General features: G+C 68.4%; 17 protein-coding genes, 1 pseudogene and 1 riboswitch. Of the genes and pseudogenes, 7 read left to right on the top strand and 11 right to left on the bottom strand.

Annotated elements, in window-relative coordinates; translation table 11 throughout:
• The first annotated feature begins 179 nt into the window (after positions 1-179).
• From O7543_RS24850 to O7543_RS24865, 4 genes are all read left to right on the top strand, one after another.
• A complete protein-coding gene (locus tag O7543_RS24850) occupies positions 180-1,520 on the top strand; it encodes an AarF/UbiB family protein (RefSeq protein ID WP_281551665.1) in 1,341 nt (446 codons plus the stop codon).
• 100 nt (positions 1,521-1,620) lie between these two features.
• Positions 1,621-2,595 (top strand): DUF1702 family protein, encoded by a 975-nt coding sequence (locus O7543_RS24855; protein ID WP_281551664.1) that lies wholly within the window; start codon positions 1,621-1,623, stop codon positions 2,593-2,595.
• A gap of 154 nt (positions 2,596-2,749) precedes the next feature.
• Positions 2,750-2,960, top strand: a riboswitch (cobalamin riboswitch).
• A 141-nt stretch (positions 2,961-3,101) separates the two neighbouring features.
• Positions 3,102-5,453 (top strand): ribonucleoside-diphosphate reductase subunit alpha, encoded by a 2,352-nt coding sequence (locus tag O7543_RS24860; protein WP_281551663.1) that lies wholly within the window; start codon positions 3,102-3,104, stop codon positions 5,451-5,453.
• Complete coding sequence (locus tag O7543_RS24865; RefSeq protein WP_281551662.1) at positions 5,450-6,526, top strand: ribonucleotide-diphosphate reductase subunit beta; 1,077 nt, start codon at positions 5,450-5,452, stop codon at positions 6,524-6,526. Before O7543_RS24860 ends, O7543_RS24865 begins: the two co-directional genes overlap by 4 nt.
• A gap of 49 nt (positions 6,527-6,575) precedes the next feature.
• Here the strand turns inward: O7543_RS24865 and O7543_RS24870 are convergent, their stop codons facing one another.
• From O7543_RS24870 to O7543_RS24895, 6 genes are all read right to left on the bottom strand, one after another.
• A complete protein-coding gene (locus O7543_RS24870; RefSeq protein WP_281551661.1) occupies positions 6,576-7,892 on the bottom strand; it encodes an aminotransferase class III-fold pyridoxal phosphate-dependent enzyme in 1,317 nt (438 codons plus the stop codon).
• Positions 7,889-9,283, bottom strand: a complete 1,395-nt coding sequence (locus tag O7543_RS24875; protein WP_281551660.1) for an aminotransferase class III-fold pyridoxal phosphate-dependent enzyme — start codon at positions 9,281-9,283, stop codon at positions 7,889-7,891. The genes O7543_RS24870 and O7543_RS24875 overlap by 4 nt, the downstream gene beginning before the upstream one ends.
• On the bottom strand, positions 9,283-10,848 hold the full coding sequence (locus tag O7543_RS24880; RefSeq protein WP_281551659.1) for an aldehyde dehydrogenase family protein: 1,566 nt from the start codon (positions 10,846-10,848) through the stop codon (positions 9,283-9,285). Before O7543_RS24880 ends, O7543_RS24875 begins: the two co-directional genes overlap by 1 nt.
• 249 nt (positions 10,849-11,097) lie before the next feature.
• Complete coding sequence (locus O7543_RS24885) at positions 11,098-12,009, bottom strand: glycine betaine ABC transporter substrate-binding protein (RefSeq protein ID WP_281551658.1); 912 nt, start codon at positions 12,007-12,009, stop codon at positions 11,098-11,100.
• 156 nt (positions 12,010-12,165) lie between these two features.
• Positions 12,166-13,053, bottom strand: coding sequence for a proline/glycine betaine ABC transporter permease (locus O7543_RS24890; protein WP_281551657.1), 888 nt, complete (start codon positions 13,051-13,053; stop codon positions 12,166-12,168).
• Positions 13,050-14,384: a glycine betaine/L-proline ABC transporter ATP-binding protein gene (locus tag O7543_RS24895; RefSeq protein WP_281551656.1), complete on the bottom strand. Its 1,335-nt coding sequence runs from the start codon at positions 14,382-14,384 to the stop codon at positions 13,050-13,052. Before O7543_RS24895 ends, O7543_RS24890 begins: the two co-directional genes overlap by 4 nt.
• Positions 14,385-15,403: 1,019 nt before the next feature.
• Here O7543_RS24895 and O7543_RS24900 point away from each other — a divergent pair.
• On the top strand, positions 15,404-16,105 hold the full coding sequence (locus tag O7543_RS24900) for a hypothetical protein (RefSeq protein ID WP_281551655.1): 702 nt from the start codon (positions 15,404-15,406) through the stop codon (positions 16,103-16,105).
• Here O7543_RS24900 and O7543_RS24905 read toward each other — a convergent pair.
• The 3 genes from O7543_RS24905 to O7543_RS24915 form a co-directional block, all read right to left on the bottom strand.
• A complete protein-coding gene (locus O7543_RS24905; RefSeq protein WP_281551654.1) occupies positions 16,072-16,392 on the bottom strand; it encodes a helix-turn-helix domain-containing protein in 321 nt (106 codons plus the stop codon). The genes O7543_RS24900 and O7543_RS24905 overlap by 34 nt on opposite strands.
• Positions 16,389-16,532 carry a hypothetical protein gene (locus O7543_RS24910; RefSeq protein ID WP_281551653.1) on the bottom strand — a complete coding sequence of 48 codons (144 nt, stop codon included), beginning with the start codon at positions 16,530-16,532 and terminating at the stop codon, positions 16,389-16,391. The genes O7543_RS24905 and O7543_RS24910 overlap by 4 nt, the downstream gene beginning before the upstream one ends.
• 544 nt (positions 16,533-17,076) lie before the next feature.
• Positions 17,077-17,247 (bottom strand): hypothetical protein, encoded by a 171-nt coding sequence (locus O7543_RS24915; protein WP_281551652.1) that lies wholly within the window; start codon positions 17,245-17,247, stop codon positions 17,077-17,079.
• A gap of 125 nt (positions 17,248-17,372) precedes the next feature.
• On the opposite strand from O7543_RS24915, the gene O7543_RS24920 reads away from it, so the two are divergent.
• Positions 17,373-17,561 carry a DUF397 domain-containing protein gene (locus tag O7543_RS24920; RefSeq protein ID WP_281551651.1) on the top strand — a complete coding sequence of 63 codons (189 nt, stop codon included), beginning with the start codon at positions 17,373-17,375 and terminating at the stop codon, positions 17,559-17,561.
• A gap of 381 nt (positions 17,562-17,942) precedes the next feature.
• Here the strand turns inward: O7543_RS24920 and O7543_RS24925 are convergent, their stop codons facing one another.
• Positions 17,943-18,296, bottom strand: coding sequence for a DUF6086 family protein (locus O7543_RS24925; RefSeq protein WP_281551650.1), 354 nt, complete (start codon positions 18,294-18,296; stop codon positions 17,943-17,945).
• A 269-nt stretch (positions 18,297-18,565) separates the two neighbouring features.
• Here O7543_RS24925 and O7543_RS24930 point away from each other — a divergent pair.
• Positions 18,566-18,679: pseudogene (locus O7543_RS24930) on the top strand (IS5/IS1182 family transposase); the annotation flags it as partial.
• 76 nt (positions 18,680-18,755) lie between these two features.
• On the opposite strand, the gene O7543_RS24935 reads toward O7543_RS24930, so the two are convergent.
• The gene (locus O7543_RS24935; RefSeq protein WP_281551649.1) at positions 18,756-19,115 is read right to left on the bottom strand and encodes a hypothetical protein; all 360 of its coding nucleotides are present in this window, start codon (positions 19,113-19,115) and stop codon (positions 18,756-18,758) included.
• Between the last annotated feature and the right edge of the window lie 9 nt (positions 19,116-19,124).

Raw genomic sequence — 19,124 nt, forward strand, 5'->3', positions numbered from 1 at the left:
CGGTGAGCTAGCAAGAACGCAGAAACAGCGGCGGTTCGAGGCGCCGGGATAGCTGTCTGGCGGTGGATCAGCCGAGAGTTTGCCCATCTCTGTCGTGGCCGTATGGGAGATCGGCGACGCAACCCTAGCCTGATCCGCGACGACCTCGAGAACGGTCGTCACGACCAGGAGGAGGAACAATGCCGTTCTCGCTTGCCTTCATCAGCCAGGGCGCGCACCGTCGACCGCGTCGGCCGATCCGCCATCATCCGGCGGTCCGGGTGCTCACGATCTGCGGTCACCTGACGCGCATCGTCCTTCGGGCTGCGGTCGCACTCAGCGGGGCCGGTTTGCGGGGACGTCTAGCCGACCGGTACGCCTGGCAGCGGTTGGCCGGTGACCTGCTCGCCGACGCGGCCGAGCGACTCGGTCCGACGTACATCAAATTCGGTCAGATCCTCGCCACCCGGGTCGACGTCGTCCCACCCGCGGTGGCCGCGCGGCTTGGTCGGCTGTTCGACAAGGTCACACCGCCGTCGATCCGGCCGCCGATCACCGGGAGCGTCGGTGCCGCACTCGATGGCGGTGTCGGTGGTCTGCGGCGAGTAGCCGCAGGTAGCGTCGCGGTGGTCTACCGGGGCCGGCTCCGAACCGGAGAACAGGTCGCGGTGAAGGTGATCAGGCCCGGGATCGATGCCGTGATCGACACGGATCTCGCGCTGTTACGCGTGGCCGCCCGCGGCGTCAGCACGCTGCCCAGGTTTCGGCGCGCACCACTGGTGGAACTCGTCGACCAGCTCGGTGCCGCGATACGTCGGCAGCTCGACCTGTGCGCCGAGGCTGATGCGTTGCGCCGGCTCCGCCGAAACCTGGCGCATCTCGATGGGGTACGGGTGCCCAGCGTGTACCGCGAACTGTCGGACCGGACGGTGCTGGTGACCGAATACCTGTCGGACATCCGCCTCAGCCTCCCCGCCGCGCCTCCGCAGACGGCCCTGGTGACAGCCATGCGGGCAGCCTTCCAGATGGTCTTCGTTGACGGATTCGTGCACTGTGACCTGCACCCCGGCAACCTACATCTGGCAGCGCACCGGGTGACCGTGCTCGACGCCGGCTTCGTTCACGAGCTCACCCCGATCGCCCGGCGGGCCTTCGCGGAGTTCTTCCAGGCGATGGCGTCCGGCGCGGGTGACCGGTGCGCCGAAATTCTCCTGGCCACGGCCGACCGGGTCGAGCCCCCGGCAGACCTCGTCGGGTTCCGCTGCGACATCGCGGCGCTGGTGGTCGCGGCGGCTGGCCGGCCCGCAGGTGAATTCAACCTTGCGGATTTCGCATACCGGATGTTCGCCGCCCAACGCACGCGCGGCCTCTACGCAGATGTCCAGTTCGTCTATCCGATCTTGGCGCTTCTCGTTTTGGAAGGTCGGGTGCGCCAGCACGCGCCGGACGTCGATTTTCAGCGGGTGGCCATGCCCTACGTGCTGCGGGCGCTGGCTGACACCGTCTCGCTGCCGGGCTGGCGGCCGTCGCCGACCCGATAGCCAGCGAACCGCGGCGTTCGCAAAGTCGGAGAAGATCGGCGGCACCCGGTTCCAGACGATGGGTACATCGCTACCAGATCGAACATCCTGGAGTCGTAACATGCCGTGCTCATGGCGATCACTGCGCCGCCGACTGCTGACCCTCACCCCGGACGGGACGGTGGCCGTCCGTCGTGGAACTGGCCTGGCTGACACCACTACCCGAAGCGTCTTCGAGATGGTGGACCGCACGGTACAGGCCGGCTTCGACGCGGCCCTGGACTCGACCAGCGTCGGCGAGCTGGAGGCCCGGTTGGACCGCACCGCGCGGGACTTCAGAAGCTTCGCGTACGAGGGGGCCGCGGCGGCGTACGCGATGCTCGACGCGGTGGCCCCGACCCGGACCCGTCGGGTGGGCCGACTGCTGACTGGACGCGGCGCGGCACATCGCTTCCTGATCTACTTCGGGGTCGGGCGGGCGATAGGCCGGCTGCCCCGGTTCCGGTGGCGGTCGGTGCTGCCCGCCGACCCGGTGCTGCACTGGCTGGCAGTCGATGGCCTCGGCTTTCACCGGGCGACCCTCGACCCGATCAGGCATGTTCGCCAGCAGTACCGGGCCGACGTGGCGGGATGGCCGCACGGAGACTTCCGGCACTACCTGGATCGCGCGCTTGACCAAGGCACCGGCCGGGCGATGTGGTTCGTGGAGGGTGCCGACGTCGACCGGGTGATCGCGACCGTCAGGCGGTTCCCGGCCGACCGTCACGACGATCTGGTCAGCGGCGTCGGTTACGCGGCGACCTACACCGGCGGGGTGAGTGAGCCGGCGCTGCGTCGGCTGTGGCAACTCAGCGGCGAGCATCGCTCCTTCCTGGCTCAGGGCGCGGCTTTCGCCGCGCTGGCTCGCGACCGGGCAGGGCTGGTCAACGCGCACACGCGGACGGCGGTGGCCGTGCTGTGCGGCACCAGCGTCGAACAGGCGGCCGACATCGCTGAACGATCGGAGACCGATCTGTCACCGGACGGTGCGCTGCCGAGTTACGAGGTCTGGCGACAGCGGATCGCTGACCGGTTCACCTCCCGCAGCCGTCGCTAGTACCCCGACGAGGAGGGTGCCGAGCACCGCCCCGGACAGGCCCCATAGCACGCTTCTCACCCGACGGTTCCTCCTCCGCGTACCCGGTGCGACCCGACGCCGCGACACGCCGAACACAGTATCTGGTGTTGCGTCTTCTAGCTTGCTCCCATATATGGTGTACCCCGCAGCTGGTTCGGCCGCCCCTCGGCGGTGGTCGAGGCAAGAGGGAACCCGGTGTGAGTCCGGGACTGCCCCGCAGCGGTGAGTGGGAACGACCGCCGTCACCGAGCACTGGGCCCGTGGCGGGTCCGGGAAGCGACGGCCAATAGGCACGAGCACGACGCCCACGAGTCCGAAGACCTGCCAGCGTGCCGCACGCGTCGCGTGCGGTGGTCGAAGGCCGCGCGGGACGGCCGACGCCGACGACCGGTCGACACCCGGCGGAGCAGACCGTCAGGTGAGTGACCGGTGGCGTCCTCCCCGCGTGTCCGTCGACCGGTGGACAGGCACGACAAGGGGAACCGATGCAGGTACGCAAGCGCAACGGCGACACCGAACCGGTGGACGTCAACAAGATCGTCAAGGCGGTCGAACACTGGGTCGCCGACCTGGACGAGGTCGACCCGCTGCGGGTGGCGACCCGGACGATCAGCGGACTGTACGACGGGGCGACAACCGCCGAGCTGGACAAGCTGTCCATTCAGACGGCGGCAGAGCTGATCGGCGAGGAGCCGCAGTACTCGAAGCTGGCGGCCCGGCTGCTCGCCGCCTACGTGGACAAGGAGGTCCGCGGCCAGCAGGTGGCCAGCTTCAGCCAGTCCATCCGCTACGCCCACGGCCTCGGGCTGATCGGCGACGACACCGCGGCCTTCGTCGCCCGCAACGCCCGCAAACTCGACGACGCCGTCGACGTCGACGGCGACCTGCGCTTCGAGTACTTCGGGCTGCGTACGGTGGCCGACCGCTACCTGCTGCGGCATCCGCAGACCCGGCTGGTGGTGGAGACGCCCCAGTACTGGCTGCTGCGGGTGGCGTGCGGGCTGTCCCAGACGCCGGCCGAGGCGGTCGACTTCTACCGGCTGATCTCCAGCCTGGCCTATCTGCCCAGCTCACCGACGTTGTTCAACTCGGGCACCCGGCACACCCAGATGTCGTCGTGCTTCCTGGTCGACTCGCCGCGCGACGAGCTCGACTCGATCTACGAGCGTTACCACCAGGTGGCGAAGCTGTCGAAGTTCTCCGGCGGGATCGGCATCTCCTGGTCGCGGATCCGTGGCCGGGGCGCGCTGATCCGGGGCACCAACGGCAGGTCGAACGGCATCGTGCCGTTCCTCAAGACCCTCGACGCCGGGGTCGCGGCGGTCAACCAGGGCGGCCGCCGCAAGGGCGCCGCCTGCGTCTACCTGGAGCCGTGGCACCCGGACGTCGAGGAGTTCCTGGAGCTGCGGGACAACACCGGCGAGGACGCCCGGCGCACCCACAACCTCAACCTGGCCAACTGGATCCCGGACGAGTTCATGCGGCGGGTCGAGGCGGACGCCGACTGGTCGCTGATCGACCCGTCCGACGCACCCGAGCTACCCGACCTGTACGGCGAGGCGTTCGACGAGGCGTACCGCGCGGCGGAGAAGAAAGCGGTCCGGACGGTCAAGGCCCGCGACCTGTACGGGCGGATGATGCGCACCCTGGCGCAGACCGGCAACGGGTGGATGACGTTCAAGGACGCCGCGAACCGGCTGTCCAACCAGACCGGCGAGCCGGGCAACACGATCCACCTGTCCAATCTGTGCACCGAGATCCTCGAGGTCAACAGCGACACCGAGACCGCCGTGTGCAACCTCGGGTCGATCAACCTCGGCGCGCACGTCACCGCCGACGGCGTCGACTGGGACAAGCTGCGCGCCACGGTCCGTACCGCCGTGGTGTTTCTCGACCGGGTGATCGACATCAACTACTACCCGGCGGCGCAGGCGGCGGCGTCGAACCCGCGCTGGCGGCCGGTCGGGCTGGGGTTGATGGGCCTGCAGGACGCGTTCTTCACGCTGCGGCTGCCGTTCGACTCGGCGCCGGCCCGGGAGCTGTCCACCCGCGTCCAGGAGGAGATCTTCCTGACCGCGCTGGAGACCTCCGCCGGGCTCGCCGAACGGTTCGGCCCGCATCCGGCGTACGCCGAGACCCGGGCCGCCCGGGGCGAGCTGCACCCGGACCTGTGGGGTGCCGAGGTCGGCCAGCCCGAACGGTGGGCCCGACTCCGGTCGACGATCGCCGCACACGGCCTGCGGAACTCGCTGCTGGTCGCGATCGCGCCGACCGCGACGATCGCCTCGATCGCCGGCTGCTACGAGTGCATCGAGCCGCAGGTGTCCAACCTGTTCAAGCGCGAAACCATGTCCGGGGAGTTCCTGCAGATCAACACCTACCTGGTCGGCGAGTTGAAGGCGCGCGGGCTGTGGACGGCACCGGTCCGGGAGCAGATCAAGCGGGCCGAGGGGTCGGTGCAGGGCATCGCGGACCTGCCCGCCGACGTGCGGGAGCTGTTCCGTACCGCATGGGAGCTGCCGCAGCGGGCGCTGATCGACCTGGCCGCCGCCCGCGCCCCGTACGTCGACCAGTCGCAGTCGCTGAACCTGTTCCTCAGCGCACCGACCATCGGCAAGCTGTCCTCGATGTACCTGTATGCCTGGAAGTCCGGGCTGAAAACCACCTACTACCTGCGGTCGCGCCCGGCGACCCGGATCCAGCAGGCCACCGTCGGCATTGCGCCGACCGCCGGGCCGACCGCCTCGCCGACCGTCAGGCCGGTCGTCGCGACCAGCGACGACGAAGCGCTGGCCTGCTCCCTGGAAAACCCCGAAACCTGTGAGGCCTGCCAGTGACCACCGTCTCCGGAACCAGCAGCGCAACCGCGACCGCCGCCGCCAGCGACGCCACGACCGGAGCGGGTCGGCGGCAGCTGCTGCTCGACCCCGGTATGGACCTGACCCTGCGGCCGATGCGGTACCCGCAGTTCTTCGACCGGTTCCGGGACGCGATCAAGAACACCTGGACGGTGGAGGAGGTCGACCTGCACTCCGACCTGCCGGACCTGGCCAGACTGTCGCCGGCCGAGCAGCACCTGGTGTCTCGGCTCGTCGCGTTCTTCGCCACCGGCGACACCATTGTCGCGAACAACCTGGTGCTCAACCTCTACCAGCACGTCAACTCCCCGGAAGGACGGCTCTACCTGTCCCGGCAACTGTTCGAGGAGGCGGTGCACGTCCAGTTCTACCTGAACCTGCTGGACACCTACGTGCCGGACGAGCGGGAGCGGTTCGCGGCGTTCGCGGCGGTGGAGAACATCCCGTCGATCGCCCGCAAGGCCGAGTTCTGCTTCAGGTGGATCGACTCGATCTTCGAGTTGCGGGAGCTGCGTACCCGCGCCGACCGGCGGGCCTTCCTGCTGAACCTGATCTGCTTCGCCGCCTGCATCGAAGGGCTGTTCTTCTACGGCGCATTCGCGTACGTGTACTTCCTGCGGTCCCGGGGGCTGCTGCACGGCCTCGCCTCGGGCACCAACTGGGTGTTCCGCGACGAGTCGATGCACATGGCGTTCGCCTTCGACGTGGTGGACACGGTCCGCGCCGAGGAGCCGGAGCTGTTCGACGCCGAGATGGAGGAGCAGGTCAGGCAGATGCTGGCCGAGGCGGTGGAGTGCGAGGTGCAGTTCGCCGCGGACCTGCTCGACCAGGGCGTGTCCGGGATGTCATTGGCCGACATGCGGGAGTATCTGCAGCACGTCGCCGACCGGCGGCTCGCGGTGCTCGGCATCGAGCCGATGTACGGGTCGAAGAACCCGTTCGCCTTCATGGAGCTGCAGGACGTGCAGGAGCTGTCCAACTTCTTCGAGCGGCGGGTGTCGGCGTACCAGGTCGGGGTGACCGGCTCGGTGACCTTCGACGACGACTTCTGACCCGCGTACCGGCCCGGGCCGGCGGGGCCGGCTGTTCCGCGAAGGTCGGCTACCCCGCCTCGGCCCGCTCCGTCACGGTGCGGATCGCCGCCGCCGTGCCGACCGCGATCTCCTCGACCTCGTCGGCGGAGACGACCAGCGGCGGGCCGAGCAGGATCACGTCACCGTTGACGCCGTCGGCGCAGCCGGTACCGCTGTAGAGCAGCAGACCGGCGTGCCGGGCGGCGGCGACGACCCGTTCGGCGACCCGGGCGGTACGGGCGTACGGCCGCGCGGTCTGCCGGTCGGCGACCAGTTCGACGCCGACCAGCAGGCCGCGACCGCGGACGTCCCCGACGTACGGCGAGTCGGCCAGTTCCCGGCGCAGGGCCCGGCGCAGCGACTCGCCGGCCCGCCGGCCGGCCGTGACGAGGTCACGCTCCCGCAGCACCCGCAGCACCGCCCGGCCGGTGGCCGCCCCGACCAGGTGGTGCGAGTAGGTGAACCCGTGGGTGAAACCGGTGCGCGCGATCGTGTCGTGCACCGGGCCGGCGGCGACGGCCAAGCCCAGCGGCCAGTAGCCCGAACTGGCCCCCTTCGCCGCGACCAGGATGTCCGGGCGTACGCCCCAGTGGTCGACGCCGAACCAGGTGCCGGTGCGGCCAAAGCCGGTCATCACCTCGTCGGCGATGAGCAGCACTCCGTACCGGCGGCAGACCTCGGCGACGGCCGGCAAGTAGTCGTCCGGCGGGACGCAGGCACCCAGCCCGGCCCCGGCGATCGGCTCGGCGATGAACGCCGCGACCGGCCGGGCCCGGCACAGCTGCGCCAGCGCCGCCGCGTGCCGCGCCCCGCAGCCGACCGGATGGGTGTCCGGGAACGGGCAGCGGTACTCGTACGGGGTCGAGGTGTGCACCGCCTGCCCCAGCCACGGCAGGTACGGCGCACGCAGCCCGGCCCGGCCGGAGACGTCCAACGCGCCCCGGGAGTTGCCGTGGTAGGAGCCGACCCGGCCGACGACGAGGTGCCGGTCCTCGCCCCGGGCCAGGTGGTAGGCGCGGGCCATCTTCAGCGCGGTCTCTACCGCCTCGCTGCCGCCGGAGACCGGGAAGACCAACGGATCGTCCATCGGCAGTACGGCCGCGAGCTCGGCGGCGTACTCCTCCAGCACGTCGGCGCGGAACATCGAGCCGTGCGCGTACGCGACCGCGCCGGCCTGCTCGGCCTGCGCCCGGACCACCTCGGTGACGCCGTGGCCGATGCCGACGACGATCGCCCCGGCGGCCGCGTCGAGGTAGCGCTTGCCGGTGGTGTCCCACAGCTGCGCGCCGAACGCCGAGGCGATCCGTGGCGCGTCGTCGGACACCCGGCCGAAGACGTGGCTCATCCCGGTACGGCGACGGCCCCGCCGGCTGCGATCTCCCCGCCGGCTGGGGCCTTTCCGTTGCCGGCGACCTTTCCGTTGCCGGCGGCCTGCATGTCGGCGGCAACCTCGGCGACGGCGGCGCCGAACAGCCGCAGACCGGTCTGCGCCTGGGCCCGGGTGATCACCAGGGGCGGCGACATCCGTACCGCGTTGACGCCGGCCTCCAGCACCAGCAGGCCGCGACTGAACGCCGCCTGCTGTACCTGGCCGGCGATCTCGCCGGTGGGGAACTCGACGCCGATCATCAAGCCGACCCCGCGCACGTCGACGAGTAGCTGCGGGTACGCCTGCTGCAGTTCGCGCAGCCCGGCGAGCAGGAACTCACCCTGCTCGGTGGCGTTGTCGAGCAGGCCCTCCTCCTGGATGACCCGCAGGGTGGCGAGGCCGGCGGCGCACGGCACCGGGCTGCCGCCGTAGGTGGAGCCGTGCGCGCCCGGACCCCAGGCCTCCATCAGCTCGGACCGGGCCAGGAACGCGCCCAGTGGCAGGCCGGAGGCGATGCCTTTCGCGCTGATCAGGATGTCCGGCTGTACGCCGGTGTGCTCGATCGCCCACATCCGGCCGGTGCGGCCCATGCCGCACTGCACTTCGTCGGCGACGAGCAGGATCCCGTGCCGGTCGCAGATCCGCCGCAGCCGGGCGAGCCAGCCGGCCGGCGGCACGATGAAGCCACCCTCACCCTGGATCGGTTCGACGAAGATCGCCGCGACCTCGCTCGGATCCACCTGGTGCTCGAACAGCACCTCCTCGATGAAGTCCAGCGAGGCTGGTGCGTAGGGCGCGTGCAGCACGCCGGGCAGCAGCGGGCCGAATCCCTTGTGGTACTTGGACTTCGACCCGGTCAGCGTCATCGCCCCGTAGGTGCGGCCGTGGAACGATCCGTAGAAGCTGATCACGTACTGCCGGCCGGTGGCGTACCGGGACAGCTTCAGCGCGCCCTCGACGGCCTCGGCCCCGGAGTTGGTCAGGAAGACCCGTACCGGCCCGTCCATCGGTGCGGTCTCGGCCAGCGCCTGGCACATCTGGCCGTACAGCGGCAGGTAGAAGTCGCTGGCCGAGTAGTGCAGCAGGGTCGCGGCCTGCTGCTGCACCGCTTCGACGACGCTCGGGTGGCAGTGGCCGGTGGAGGTGACCGCGATCCCGGCGTTGAAGTCGAGGAACAGGTTGCCGTCGACGTCCTCGACGACGGTACCGTGGCCGCGCCGGGGCGCGATCGCGTAGGCGCGGGGCAGCGACGGGCTGGTCACCGCTTGGTCGCGGGCCAGCACTTCGCGGGCCTGCGGTCCGGGCAGTTCGGTGACCAGGTGCGGTTGCGGGCGGTCCGGGTCGAACCAGTCGGGGATCGTCGTCATCAGGCCACCACCGTCTGCGACTGCTCGCGGAGGAACTGCTGGAGGTAGTACGGTCCGCCACCGGCCTTGCCGGTGCTGCCGGAGCCCTTCCAGCCGCCGAACGGCTGCACCCCGGGCCAGGCACCGGTGGTGGCGCCGGCCGGCCGGTTGACGTAGACGACGCCGGCTTCGATCCGGTCGAGGAAGTGGTCGATCTCGCCCTGGTCGGTGGAGAAGAACCCGGCGGTCAGGCCCAGCGGCACGCTGTTGGCCCGGTCCAGGCCCTCGTCGACCGAGTCGACCGGGCTGACCGCCACGAACGGCACGAACAGCTCGCGCTGGAACAGGTCGTCGTCGGGCGGTACGTCGGCGACGACGGCCGGCGCCAGGTAGTAGCCGTCGGGGCGGCCGTCGACCCCGGCGAGCACCTGGCCGCCGGTGACCACCCGGCCGATGGTCGCGGCGTGCGCGACGGCCTCGCCGTAGCGGCGTACGGCGGCGGCGTCGATGACCGGACCGAGGTACGTGTCGCGGGCCAGCGGGTCGCCGACGACCAGCGACTCGGCCCGTTCGGCGAGCCGGGTGACGAACTCGTCGTGGAGTTCGCGCGCCACGTACACCCGGGAGCAGGCCGAACATTTCTGGCCGGAGAAGCCGAACGCGGAGCGGGCGACGCCGGAGACCGCCCGGTCCAGGTCGGCCCGGGCCGAGACGATCGCGGCGTTCTTGCCGCCCATCTCGCAGACGACGGGCCTCGGGTAGGCGCCGGTGAACGCCCGGATGATCGACATGCCGGTCTTGTACGATCCGGTGAAGGTGAGGCCGCCGACGCCGGGGTGCGCCACCAGCGTCCGGCCCGGGTCGTCGCCGCCGGGGAGGAAGTGCGCGACCCCGGTCGGCAGCCCGGCGTCGACCAGGCACTCGAAGAACTTCCAGGCCGAGAAGGTGCCCTGCAGGCTGGGCTTGAGGACGAGGGTGTTGCCGGCGACCAGTGCCGCGCCGGCCGGCCCGGCGGTCAACGCCATCGGGAAGTTGAACGGGCTGATCACGGCCCAGACCCCGTACGGCTTGAGCACGCTGCGGGTGGACTCGTTCGCGGCGATGGTCGCCATCGGCTGGTCGAAACCGTGGTGCTTGTCATACATGTCGCAGTAGTAGCGGATCAGGTCCGCCGACTCCTCGACGTCGCCGAGCGCCTCCAGCCGGTTCTTGCCGACCTCCATGCTCATCAGCGCGGCGTACTCGTTGGAGCGGTCGCTGATCAGGTCAGCCGCCCGGCGCAGCACCGCGACCCGGTCCGGCCACGGTGTCGCGGCCCAGCCGGGCGCTGCGGCGTGAGCGGCCGTGACGGCCGCGTCGACGTCCTGGTCGGTGGCGGCGGTGACGGTGGCCAGCTTGAGCGTCACGTCGCCGGGGCTGACCAGCTCGGCCGGGTCGACCCCGGGCCGGACGGTGCCGTCGACCACCGGAGTCAGGCGCTGACCCAGCCAGGCCCGAGCCCGGTCCGCGCCGTCCTCGTACGCCGTGTGCAGGTCCTCGTTGTCAGCGGACAGGGTCGCGTAGGTGACCCGGAAGCGTGCGGCCACGGAAGAACTCCTTTCGGCAGGACGGCACCCCGGTGAAGGGTGGCAAAAATTCCAGACATCATCGCGTCATGCAGGAAAATCTACTGCGCAATGCGTATCAGAAGCAAGAACTTCTCCGCCGAGCAGGGCCGCTGCCGGGCCGCCGGAGGCTGCTGCAGGGCTCACGACAGACGGGACCGGGGTGCCCGGACCGGCCGTCAGGCCAGCCCGGACACCCCGGTCCGTGGTGTTTCGGTCAGTCGCTGCGGGTCAGGAGACACCCAGGGTGGAGAGGTAGTCCGGGTTCTCCGACAGCCACGCCTCGACGGCGGCCGGCTCGTCACCCTCGTGCACGTTGAACATCAGGTCCTCCAGCGAACCGAGCTGCTGGTCGTCCATCTGGAACTTCTCCAGCATCGCGGTCACCTCGGGGAAGTCCGCGCTGAACCCGGTCCGGGCCAGCGTGGTGATCTCCTCGGCGGTACCCAGGGTGCCCTCCGGGTCGGCCAGGTCCTTCAGCTCGTAGTTCGAGTAGGCCCAGTGCGGGTGCCACAGGGTCACCACGATCGGCTCCTCGTCGCCGATCGCGCTCTGCAGCGCGGCGAGCATCGCCGGGGTGGACGAGGTCCGCAGCTCGTAGTCGTCCAGCCCGTAGGTCGGCATGACGTTGTCCTGGGTGGCGGCGGTCAGACCGGCACCCGGCTCGATGCCGATGATCTCGTTGTTGAACAGTTCGGCGTTGTCGGCCAGGTCTGCCAGCGAGTCGACCCCGTCCACATAGGCGGGGACGGCGATGCTCAGGCTGGCGTTGTCGTACCAGACCCCGATCGTCTCCAGGTCGTCGCTGTACTCCTCCATGTAGGAGGCGTGCGTCTGCGGCAACCAGCCGTCCAGGAACAGGTCGATGTCACCGGAGGCCAGACCGGAGTAGACCACGCCGGCTTCAACGTTGGTCAGCTCGACCTCGTACCCCTCGGCCTCAAGGATGTTCTGCCACAGGTAGGAAGCGGCAATCGCCTCGTCCCAGGCCATGTAGCCGATGGTGATGCTCTTGTCGACGGCGTCGGAACCGTTGTCGCTGCCGGTGTCGCTGTCGGCGTCGCTGCCGCAGGCGGCGAGCCCCAGGGCCAGTGCGGCGGTGGCCGCCACCGTGGCGCGGCGTAGCGGGTTGTTGCGGAACATTCGTTGTCGTCCTTCCATCGTGTTGCCCTACACCGGCGTACTCGCGGCAGCGAGGCAGGGCGCCGGCACCGGTGACCCTCCCTGCGGGATCTCGGTTCGGATACGGTTTAGCTCTGGTTCGGTCTCGGGTCGGGCCGGTCCGGTCGGACTTGCGGGTCAGGCTTCCTGCAGCGCCCGCTGGGCCTTCGCCGACCGGGTACGGGCCCCGATCGAGTCGGTCAGCCGGTCGAGCACCACCGCCAGGATCACCACGGCCATGCCGCCTTCGAAGCCCTGGCCGACCTGGAGCCGGGCGAGTGCGGTGTTGATCACTTCGCCGAGGCCGCCGGCCCCGACCATCCCGGCGATGACGACCATCGACAACGCCAGCATGATCACCTGGTTGACCCCCTGCATGATGGTCGGCAGGGCGAGCGGCAGCTTGGTACGGAGCAGGACCGCCCAGGGCGACGCGCCGAACGCCTCGCCGGCCTCGATCACCTCGCGGTCGATCTGTCGCAGGCCCAACTGGGTCAGCCGGACCCCCGGCGGCATACTGAACACCACCGTAGCGATCACCCCGGGGACGGCGCCAATGCCGAAGTAGAAGATCGCCGGGATCAGGTAGACGAACGCCGGCAACGTCTGCATCAGGTCGAGCACCGGACGGGTCACCGCCGCGGCCCGCTGGTTCTCCGCGATCAGGATCCCGAGCGGGACCGCTATCGCCAGCGACAGAGCACTCGCCACCAGCACCAACGCCAGCGTACTCATGGTCTCTTCCCAGTAGGGCATGCCGGCGACGATGCCGAGCCCGACGGCGGTGCCGATGCCGAACTTCCACCCGCGCAGCCACCAGCCGAGCGCCGCGAAGATCAGCACCACGACGATCGCCGGCGGTGCGAGCAGCACGTCGACCAGGGGATCCACCAGCGACTCGACGAACGTCGAGATCCCGTCGAAGAGCGCACCCAGGTACTCGGTCGTCCAGTCGACGACGAACTCGAACGCCGCGCCGATCCGGACGTACGGGAGGATGCTGTCAATGCCGTCAGCGGCGTTCATGAACGGTCTCCCTCCGGGCTCAGCACTGCATCAGCCGGGGTTGCCTGATCGGGGACTGTCGCGGTGATGGTGCCCACCTCGCTGGAACTGGTCGGCTCGGCGTCGTCGCTGGTCCCGTCGCTGGTCCCGTTGCCGGCGTCGCTGCCGATGCTGCCGAGCGCGGTGAGCAGGGTGATCCGGGGGATCACGCCGGCGAGCCGGCCAGTGGCGTCGGTCACGGCGAGCGGGTGCGAACTTTCCGCACAGGGGGTGAACAACTCGGCGACCGGGGTGTCTTCCCCGGCGACCCGGACGTGGTCGGTGGTCACCACGTCCTGCAGGTTCCGCCGGCCGTCGCGGACCGCCTGGTCGATGACGTCGTCGGAGACCGTACCGAGGAACTGCTTGTTCTTGCCTGTGACATAGATCGCGGAGGTCTGGGTCTCCCGGAGGATCCGGGCGGCGACCCGGGGACCGGAGTTGACGTCGACGACGCCGAGCGGTCGCTCCATCACCGATGAGGCGGTGAGGATGCGGGTACGGTCGACGTCCGCCACGAACTGTGCGACGTAGTCGTTCGACGGGTCGGTGAGGATCTCCTCGGCGGTGCCGAGCTGGACGATCCGGCCGGAGCGCATCACGGCGATCCGGTCACCGAGGCGCATCGCCTCATTGAGGTCGTGGGTGATGAAGACGATCGTCTTGCCGAGCTGAGCCTGCAGGTCCAGCAACTGGTCCTGCACCTCGCGGCGGATCAGCGGGTCGAGGGCGGAGAACGCCTCGTCCATCAGCATGATGTCGGTGCCGGCCGCCAACGCCCGGGCCAGGCCGACCCGCTGGCGCATCCCGCCGGACAGCTCCTGGGGCAGTTTGTCCGCCCAGCGGTCCAGACCGACCAGGCGCAGTGCCTCCATCGCCCGCTCCCGCCGTTCGGCGCGGGGCAGCCCGGCCGCCTCCAGCGCGTAGCCGGCGTTCTCCAGCACCGAGCGGTGCGGCAGCAGCGCGAAGTGCTGGAAGACCATGCTGATCTTCTCGCGGCGCAGCTTGCGCAGCGCGGCCGGCTTGAGCTTGGTCAGGTCGACGCCGTCGACCTCGACCGAGCCGCCGGTCGGGGTGAGCAGGCCGTTCAGCATCCGGATCAGGGTGGACTTCCCGGACCCGGAGAGCCCCATCACGACGAAGATCTCGCCGGGCCGGACCTCGAAGTTGGCGTCGACGACGGCTGCGGTGGCGCCGCCCAGGTTCGCCGGAGCATCGGGTTGGCTGGTCTTGAGGCGCTCGAGCGCCTTGTCAGCACGTTTGCCGAAAATTTTGTACAACGATTTCACGACGATTGCGGACACGATCTCCATTCCAACGAATGTCGTGACGCTGGTCCCAATCGACGCACACGGCAGGTGTTCATCGACCGAAATCGAGTCGTCGGACGGTCGGTGGGCAAGTCAAACCAGGTCTGTGGTGGGGGTTTGCACCCGACCATACCCGACGGTCTGCCACGAACGAAAAACATCCCCGTACGGGATGTTTCGGGCATCTCGCACGGGGTGTCTGGGGGCGGTGCTGCCATTCCAGCTGTTCCATTGTCGACGGTATCGCCACCGAATCAGGTATGTGTGCTGGCGGTGCGGCAAAGCGCACACCGCGCTCGCCGGCCCGAGATGCGAGGTATGACGAGGAACCTCCGGTTATCCCGGGGGTAGGGCCCTGACCTGCGGCGGCGACGCCCAAGGGCGCCCGGCGGAGGTCTGTGCCGCAGGTCGCCGTAGCTACCTGGATAACAATTCATCGGCAACTGGGTGGGCCACTGCTGATCTGCGGAAAAGGGCGGCCGGGGCGACGGTTCGGGTTGAACGTGATCTCTCGACGGTGAATCAGTAATCGAGTTTCGTAAAATGTGCTGGCAGGGTGTGGGGGAGTGCGGTGCCCGAAGTGCCGCTCGATCGTCGTGAATGGTTGGTGCAAATGAGCGGGCAAGGGTTTGCGTGGCGATGAGCGCGCTAACCTCTCTGCACCGCCCTGCCGTCCTGCCCTTCACCTCTGTGGCTCTGCTCCCTGCCTCTGCCGCCCTGGCACCTCGCCCGATGAGCCACCTCCCCCGCTGGGCCGCTGCCTCCGACTACTTCCCACTAACAAGCCGTGCTGGCTCACCCGGACTTCGCAGCCCGAAGGCGGTTCTGGAGATGGGCACCCTGACCTGACGGTCGAGAAAGTTGCATGTTCAGTGTCGGTCGGGCAACGACATTCGTGGCGCCCGACGGGAGCCCTTGCGGGTGGAACTGTCGACCCGACCACTGAGTGGATCACTGCGGTCGATCCGGTCTCTTGCCTGACTGCCCCGCATAATTGGGCAAAACCGCCTATAGTCCTGTCTATGCTCAGTACTCGGGCGAGAATCCGGCACGCCATCGGTGACCAGCGGATCATCCGCGTCCAACGGCTCGTGGCACCTGTCGTGCGCCGCAACCTGACCCTGCTGGCCAGGGTCTACGACACCGACAAGGGTCGCGGACACGGCTACGCCGCGCTGTACGAGCGGCATCTCGGCGACCTCCGCGACCGCCCGATCAACCTGCTCGAAATCGGCATCGGCGGCTACGACTCAACCACCTGGGGAGGTTCGTCGCTGCGCACCTGGCGGGACTACTTCCAGCGTGGCCAGATCCACGGCCTCGACATCGCCGAGAAGCAGATCGACGAGCCGCGAATCCACGTTCACCGCGGCGACCAGTCCGACCAGACCTACCTGCGGGAGCTCGGGCGCCGGTACGGGCCATTCGACGTCGTCATCGACGACGGTAGCCACGTCAACGCGCACATCCGGGCATCGTTCGACGCACTCTTCGTCGACCACGTGCGACCGTCGGGCTTCTACATCATCGAGGACATGTCGACGGCCTACCTCGACGAGTACGGCGGCGGCCCGCCCGGAGACCAAGGCACATCCGTCGGACTCGTCCAGAGCCTCTGCGACGATGTGAACCGACGGCACTGGGCGGGGTGGCACGGACGGCCCGCCCTACCCGTACGGGCCGTCCACGTCTACGAAAAGATCGCCTTCGTCCAGCACGGCTGACCACCGGCGGAACTGCAGTGGACATCGACGACGCGGCGACGGTCAGCCGAGTCCCTTGACGCCCGGATAAGCCGTGTCCGAAAGAACCTGTACGGCGGTGCCTGCGGCGGAGGTAGAGGGGTGGTACACCCGCAGCGGATGCCGCGTTCGACCTTGTCAACCCACGAGTGGGGTTTGCCGATCCGGTTCGCGAAGACCTGTTGGGTGAGTCCGCGTCGGGCGCGGAGTTGGGCGATCCGCCGGCCGATGGGCTGGTCGGCGATGCGGTGGCGGCCGGGCGCGGTCATCGGTGCATGCTCCGGTGGATCTCCTCGGTGGTCGCGCCGCAGCGGGGGCACCACCGGGACTTGATGCGGATCGCGAACAGGCCTAGGAGGAAGCCGGGCATCAGGCCGGCGAAGACAATCGGTAGCAGTTTGGCGATCACGAGCACTCTTACCCTCTGGCGAGGCCGGCGGGTCGGAGCGCGGCAACGCTCCGACCCGCTGGCCCGTTTCACCGGAATCGGATTCGGGTCACCGCCAAAATCCGATGTGCCCAGTTGACCCCAGTCGGGTGGTGACAGGAGGGGGTGCGCGTGGTGCGTATCGGTGCGGATCAGTGTCAGGGCAGCCTGCCGGACACCAGGTCCGCTACCGTGCGTGAGAGCGACCACTACGGATGAAGGGTCGATGCGGTGGCAGTCAGCGGGGACGGGATCACGCGCTTGTTGACCGAGGCGGCTGGCAGCCTGAGCAGTCGGCACGATCCTGGACCTGCGCGCCGCCGAGGCGTACGCCAACAACCACGCCGTCACCGACACCCGCCGTGCGCTCGACAGCGCCTTCGACCGGCTCACCGACGAACGTCCGGAACACGGCGACCCCGACTGGGCGTACTGGATCAACGAAGCCCAGGCCCACGCCCAGGCCGGCTACTGCTACGTCAAATTCGAAGACTGGATCCGCGCCCGCGAACACCTCCGAGCCGCGCTACGACTCCAGGACGACGAGTACAGCCGCGAAGGCGCGCTGCGCAACGCCCTGCTCGCCACCACCTACGTCCGGCAGGACCAACCCGAGCTGGACAAGGCACTCGCCCTCGGTGACCAGGCCGTCCAGACCCTCACCGGGCAGGTCACCTCCGCCAGGTGCATCAAGCACGTCCGCAACCTCGTCGGCGCACTCGGCCCCTACCGACGCACCCCCTCCGTCCGCCGATTCTGCAACGACGCCAAAGACCTCATCGCACGTGAGTAGGCCAGCAGCCATCAGACGAGGGAGCGAGCATGGAACGTAACACCTGGCGCACGTCGAGCCGGTCCGGCAGCAACGGCCAGTGCGTCGAGGTCCGCGACCGGGGCACCCAGATCGACGTACGCGACTCCAAAGCCCCCGCCGCCGGGACGCTGACCTTCGACCCCGCCGCCTGGACCACCTTCACCACCACCCTCAAGTCCGACGGCACCCGCCCGTAACCCCTGGCTCCCCCTGCTCGTGGCGACTCTCCACACGGGCCGCCGCGAGCGCACCAACTGCGTCAGTCACGGCCGATGATGGTTGCCGAGTCGGCAGGCAGCATGCGCCGACGGATCTACCTGACCCTGCTCGTCTCCGCACCGATGTCGCCTGCACACGAGTGGATCATCGCCCAGCAGTCGGCCGATGTTGCGTCGGCGACCGGCAGGCAGGTCGCTCATCCCGGCCTTACCTGACGCACCGCAACCATGATCAACCGCCTACGCTTCACCCCTGGCAACCGAGCCATCACTCACGATGCTTGGTGCCGCACTCAACAATTACCAGACACCCCAGGAATCTGTAGGCTTGAGGTCACTACCGGGTGTAGTCCATTTGTCTTACATCGACTTAGATATTTCACCGATCTTCTCCCGTAGAACTGAATTCTCCTTCAAGGTTTCAGGAATCGCGATGGATCCGCGCTCCGCGATGACCAGAGAGGTCAAAAGGAGACCTTCAATCAGTTCCTTGCGAACGGGGTGCCGGCTGGCCCAGTAAAACTCCGAGAGGGAGCCGATGAATCGAGAAAACGCTATCGAGTCGACCTCGCAAGTGTCGTTCTCGGCAGGCTTTAGTCCACTGTCGACACCTAGCATCGATGCCACCTTTTCCGTCAAGGCAACATAGAGCAGCCCAGTCTGCAGAGCAGGATCCCAGACATCGTCACCTGAGATTGTAAAGTAGTAGCTCACTCGGCGATCTCCAACCGCAAATCTAGCCCCGGATGCTCTTGGCGCAATCGAGCGAAGCGCTCCTGCAGGGCGGATCGAAATCTGGGGTCAACGCCAGGCCTCGTAAATCTAAATCCTATGCCTCGCGCTCGGCGTCGAGCCCTCACCGAAACAGGTCGAAGGCACCCGAGCGAAGCTCAAACGCATGGCCAACCGCCAGGTCCTCACCGAAGACAAACCCGGAGTATTCACTCTCGCCCAGAAAAGGACGTAATCTTCCGAACTGCCCTCTGAAGACCACCTTCAAAGCGCCCCGCAACGTCAGCCTCAACCCCTGGCGCATCAGTCAAATCGTCGCGGCCGGCCTCGTCGTCCTCCACATCGAACACGACCGGACCAACTGACACAGTCCGCGATCAGAAGCTCGCTCGGACAGAATCATTGAGGTCAGTGGCTCCGAGACCCGGGTTTATCCCGTCGTCACCCACGAGCGGACGGATGCTCGTTCGCGATTGCCACCCAGGCTATCAGAACCCACTTTTCATGATCCATGAGCAGTACATGAGTTATTGAATCGTTCCTCAAGGACCCAATTGCCACCCACCCGACCGCCCCCTGCAAGGTATCCAAAAATCCCTCGAACCCATACAGTTTCTTACCTTGCTCGACAGCGATTTCACCCCTGGTGCGGTAAGTGTTAACAACATGAGATGCGCGGACTATCGCGAATCGAATCCGCTGCCCGATCAGGGGGGCGACCTCGACCTGCATTCCGGACAATCCTGCCATCTCACGAAGGGCATCAGCCAACACTTCATCGACTACGCGCTCCTCATCCATGGATTGCAC

Origin of the sequence: Solwaraspora sp. WMMA2080 (genome assembly GCF_027497395.1) — a bacterium.
In the GTDB taxonomy this organism is placed as follows: domain Bacteria; phylum Actinomycetota; class Actinomycetes; order Mycobacteriales; family Micromonosporaceae; genus Micromonospora_E.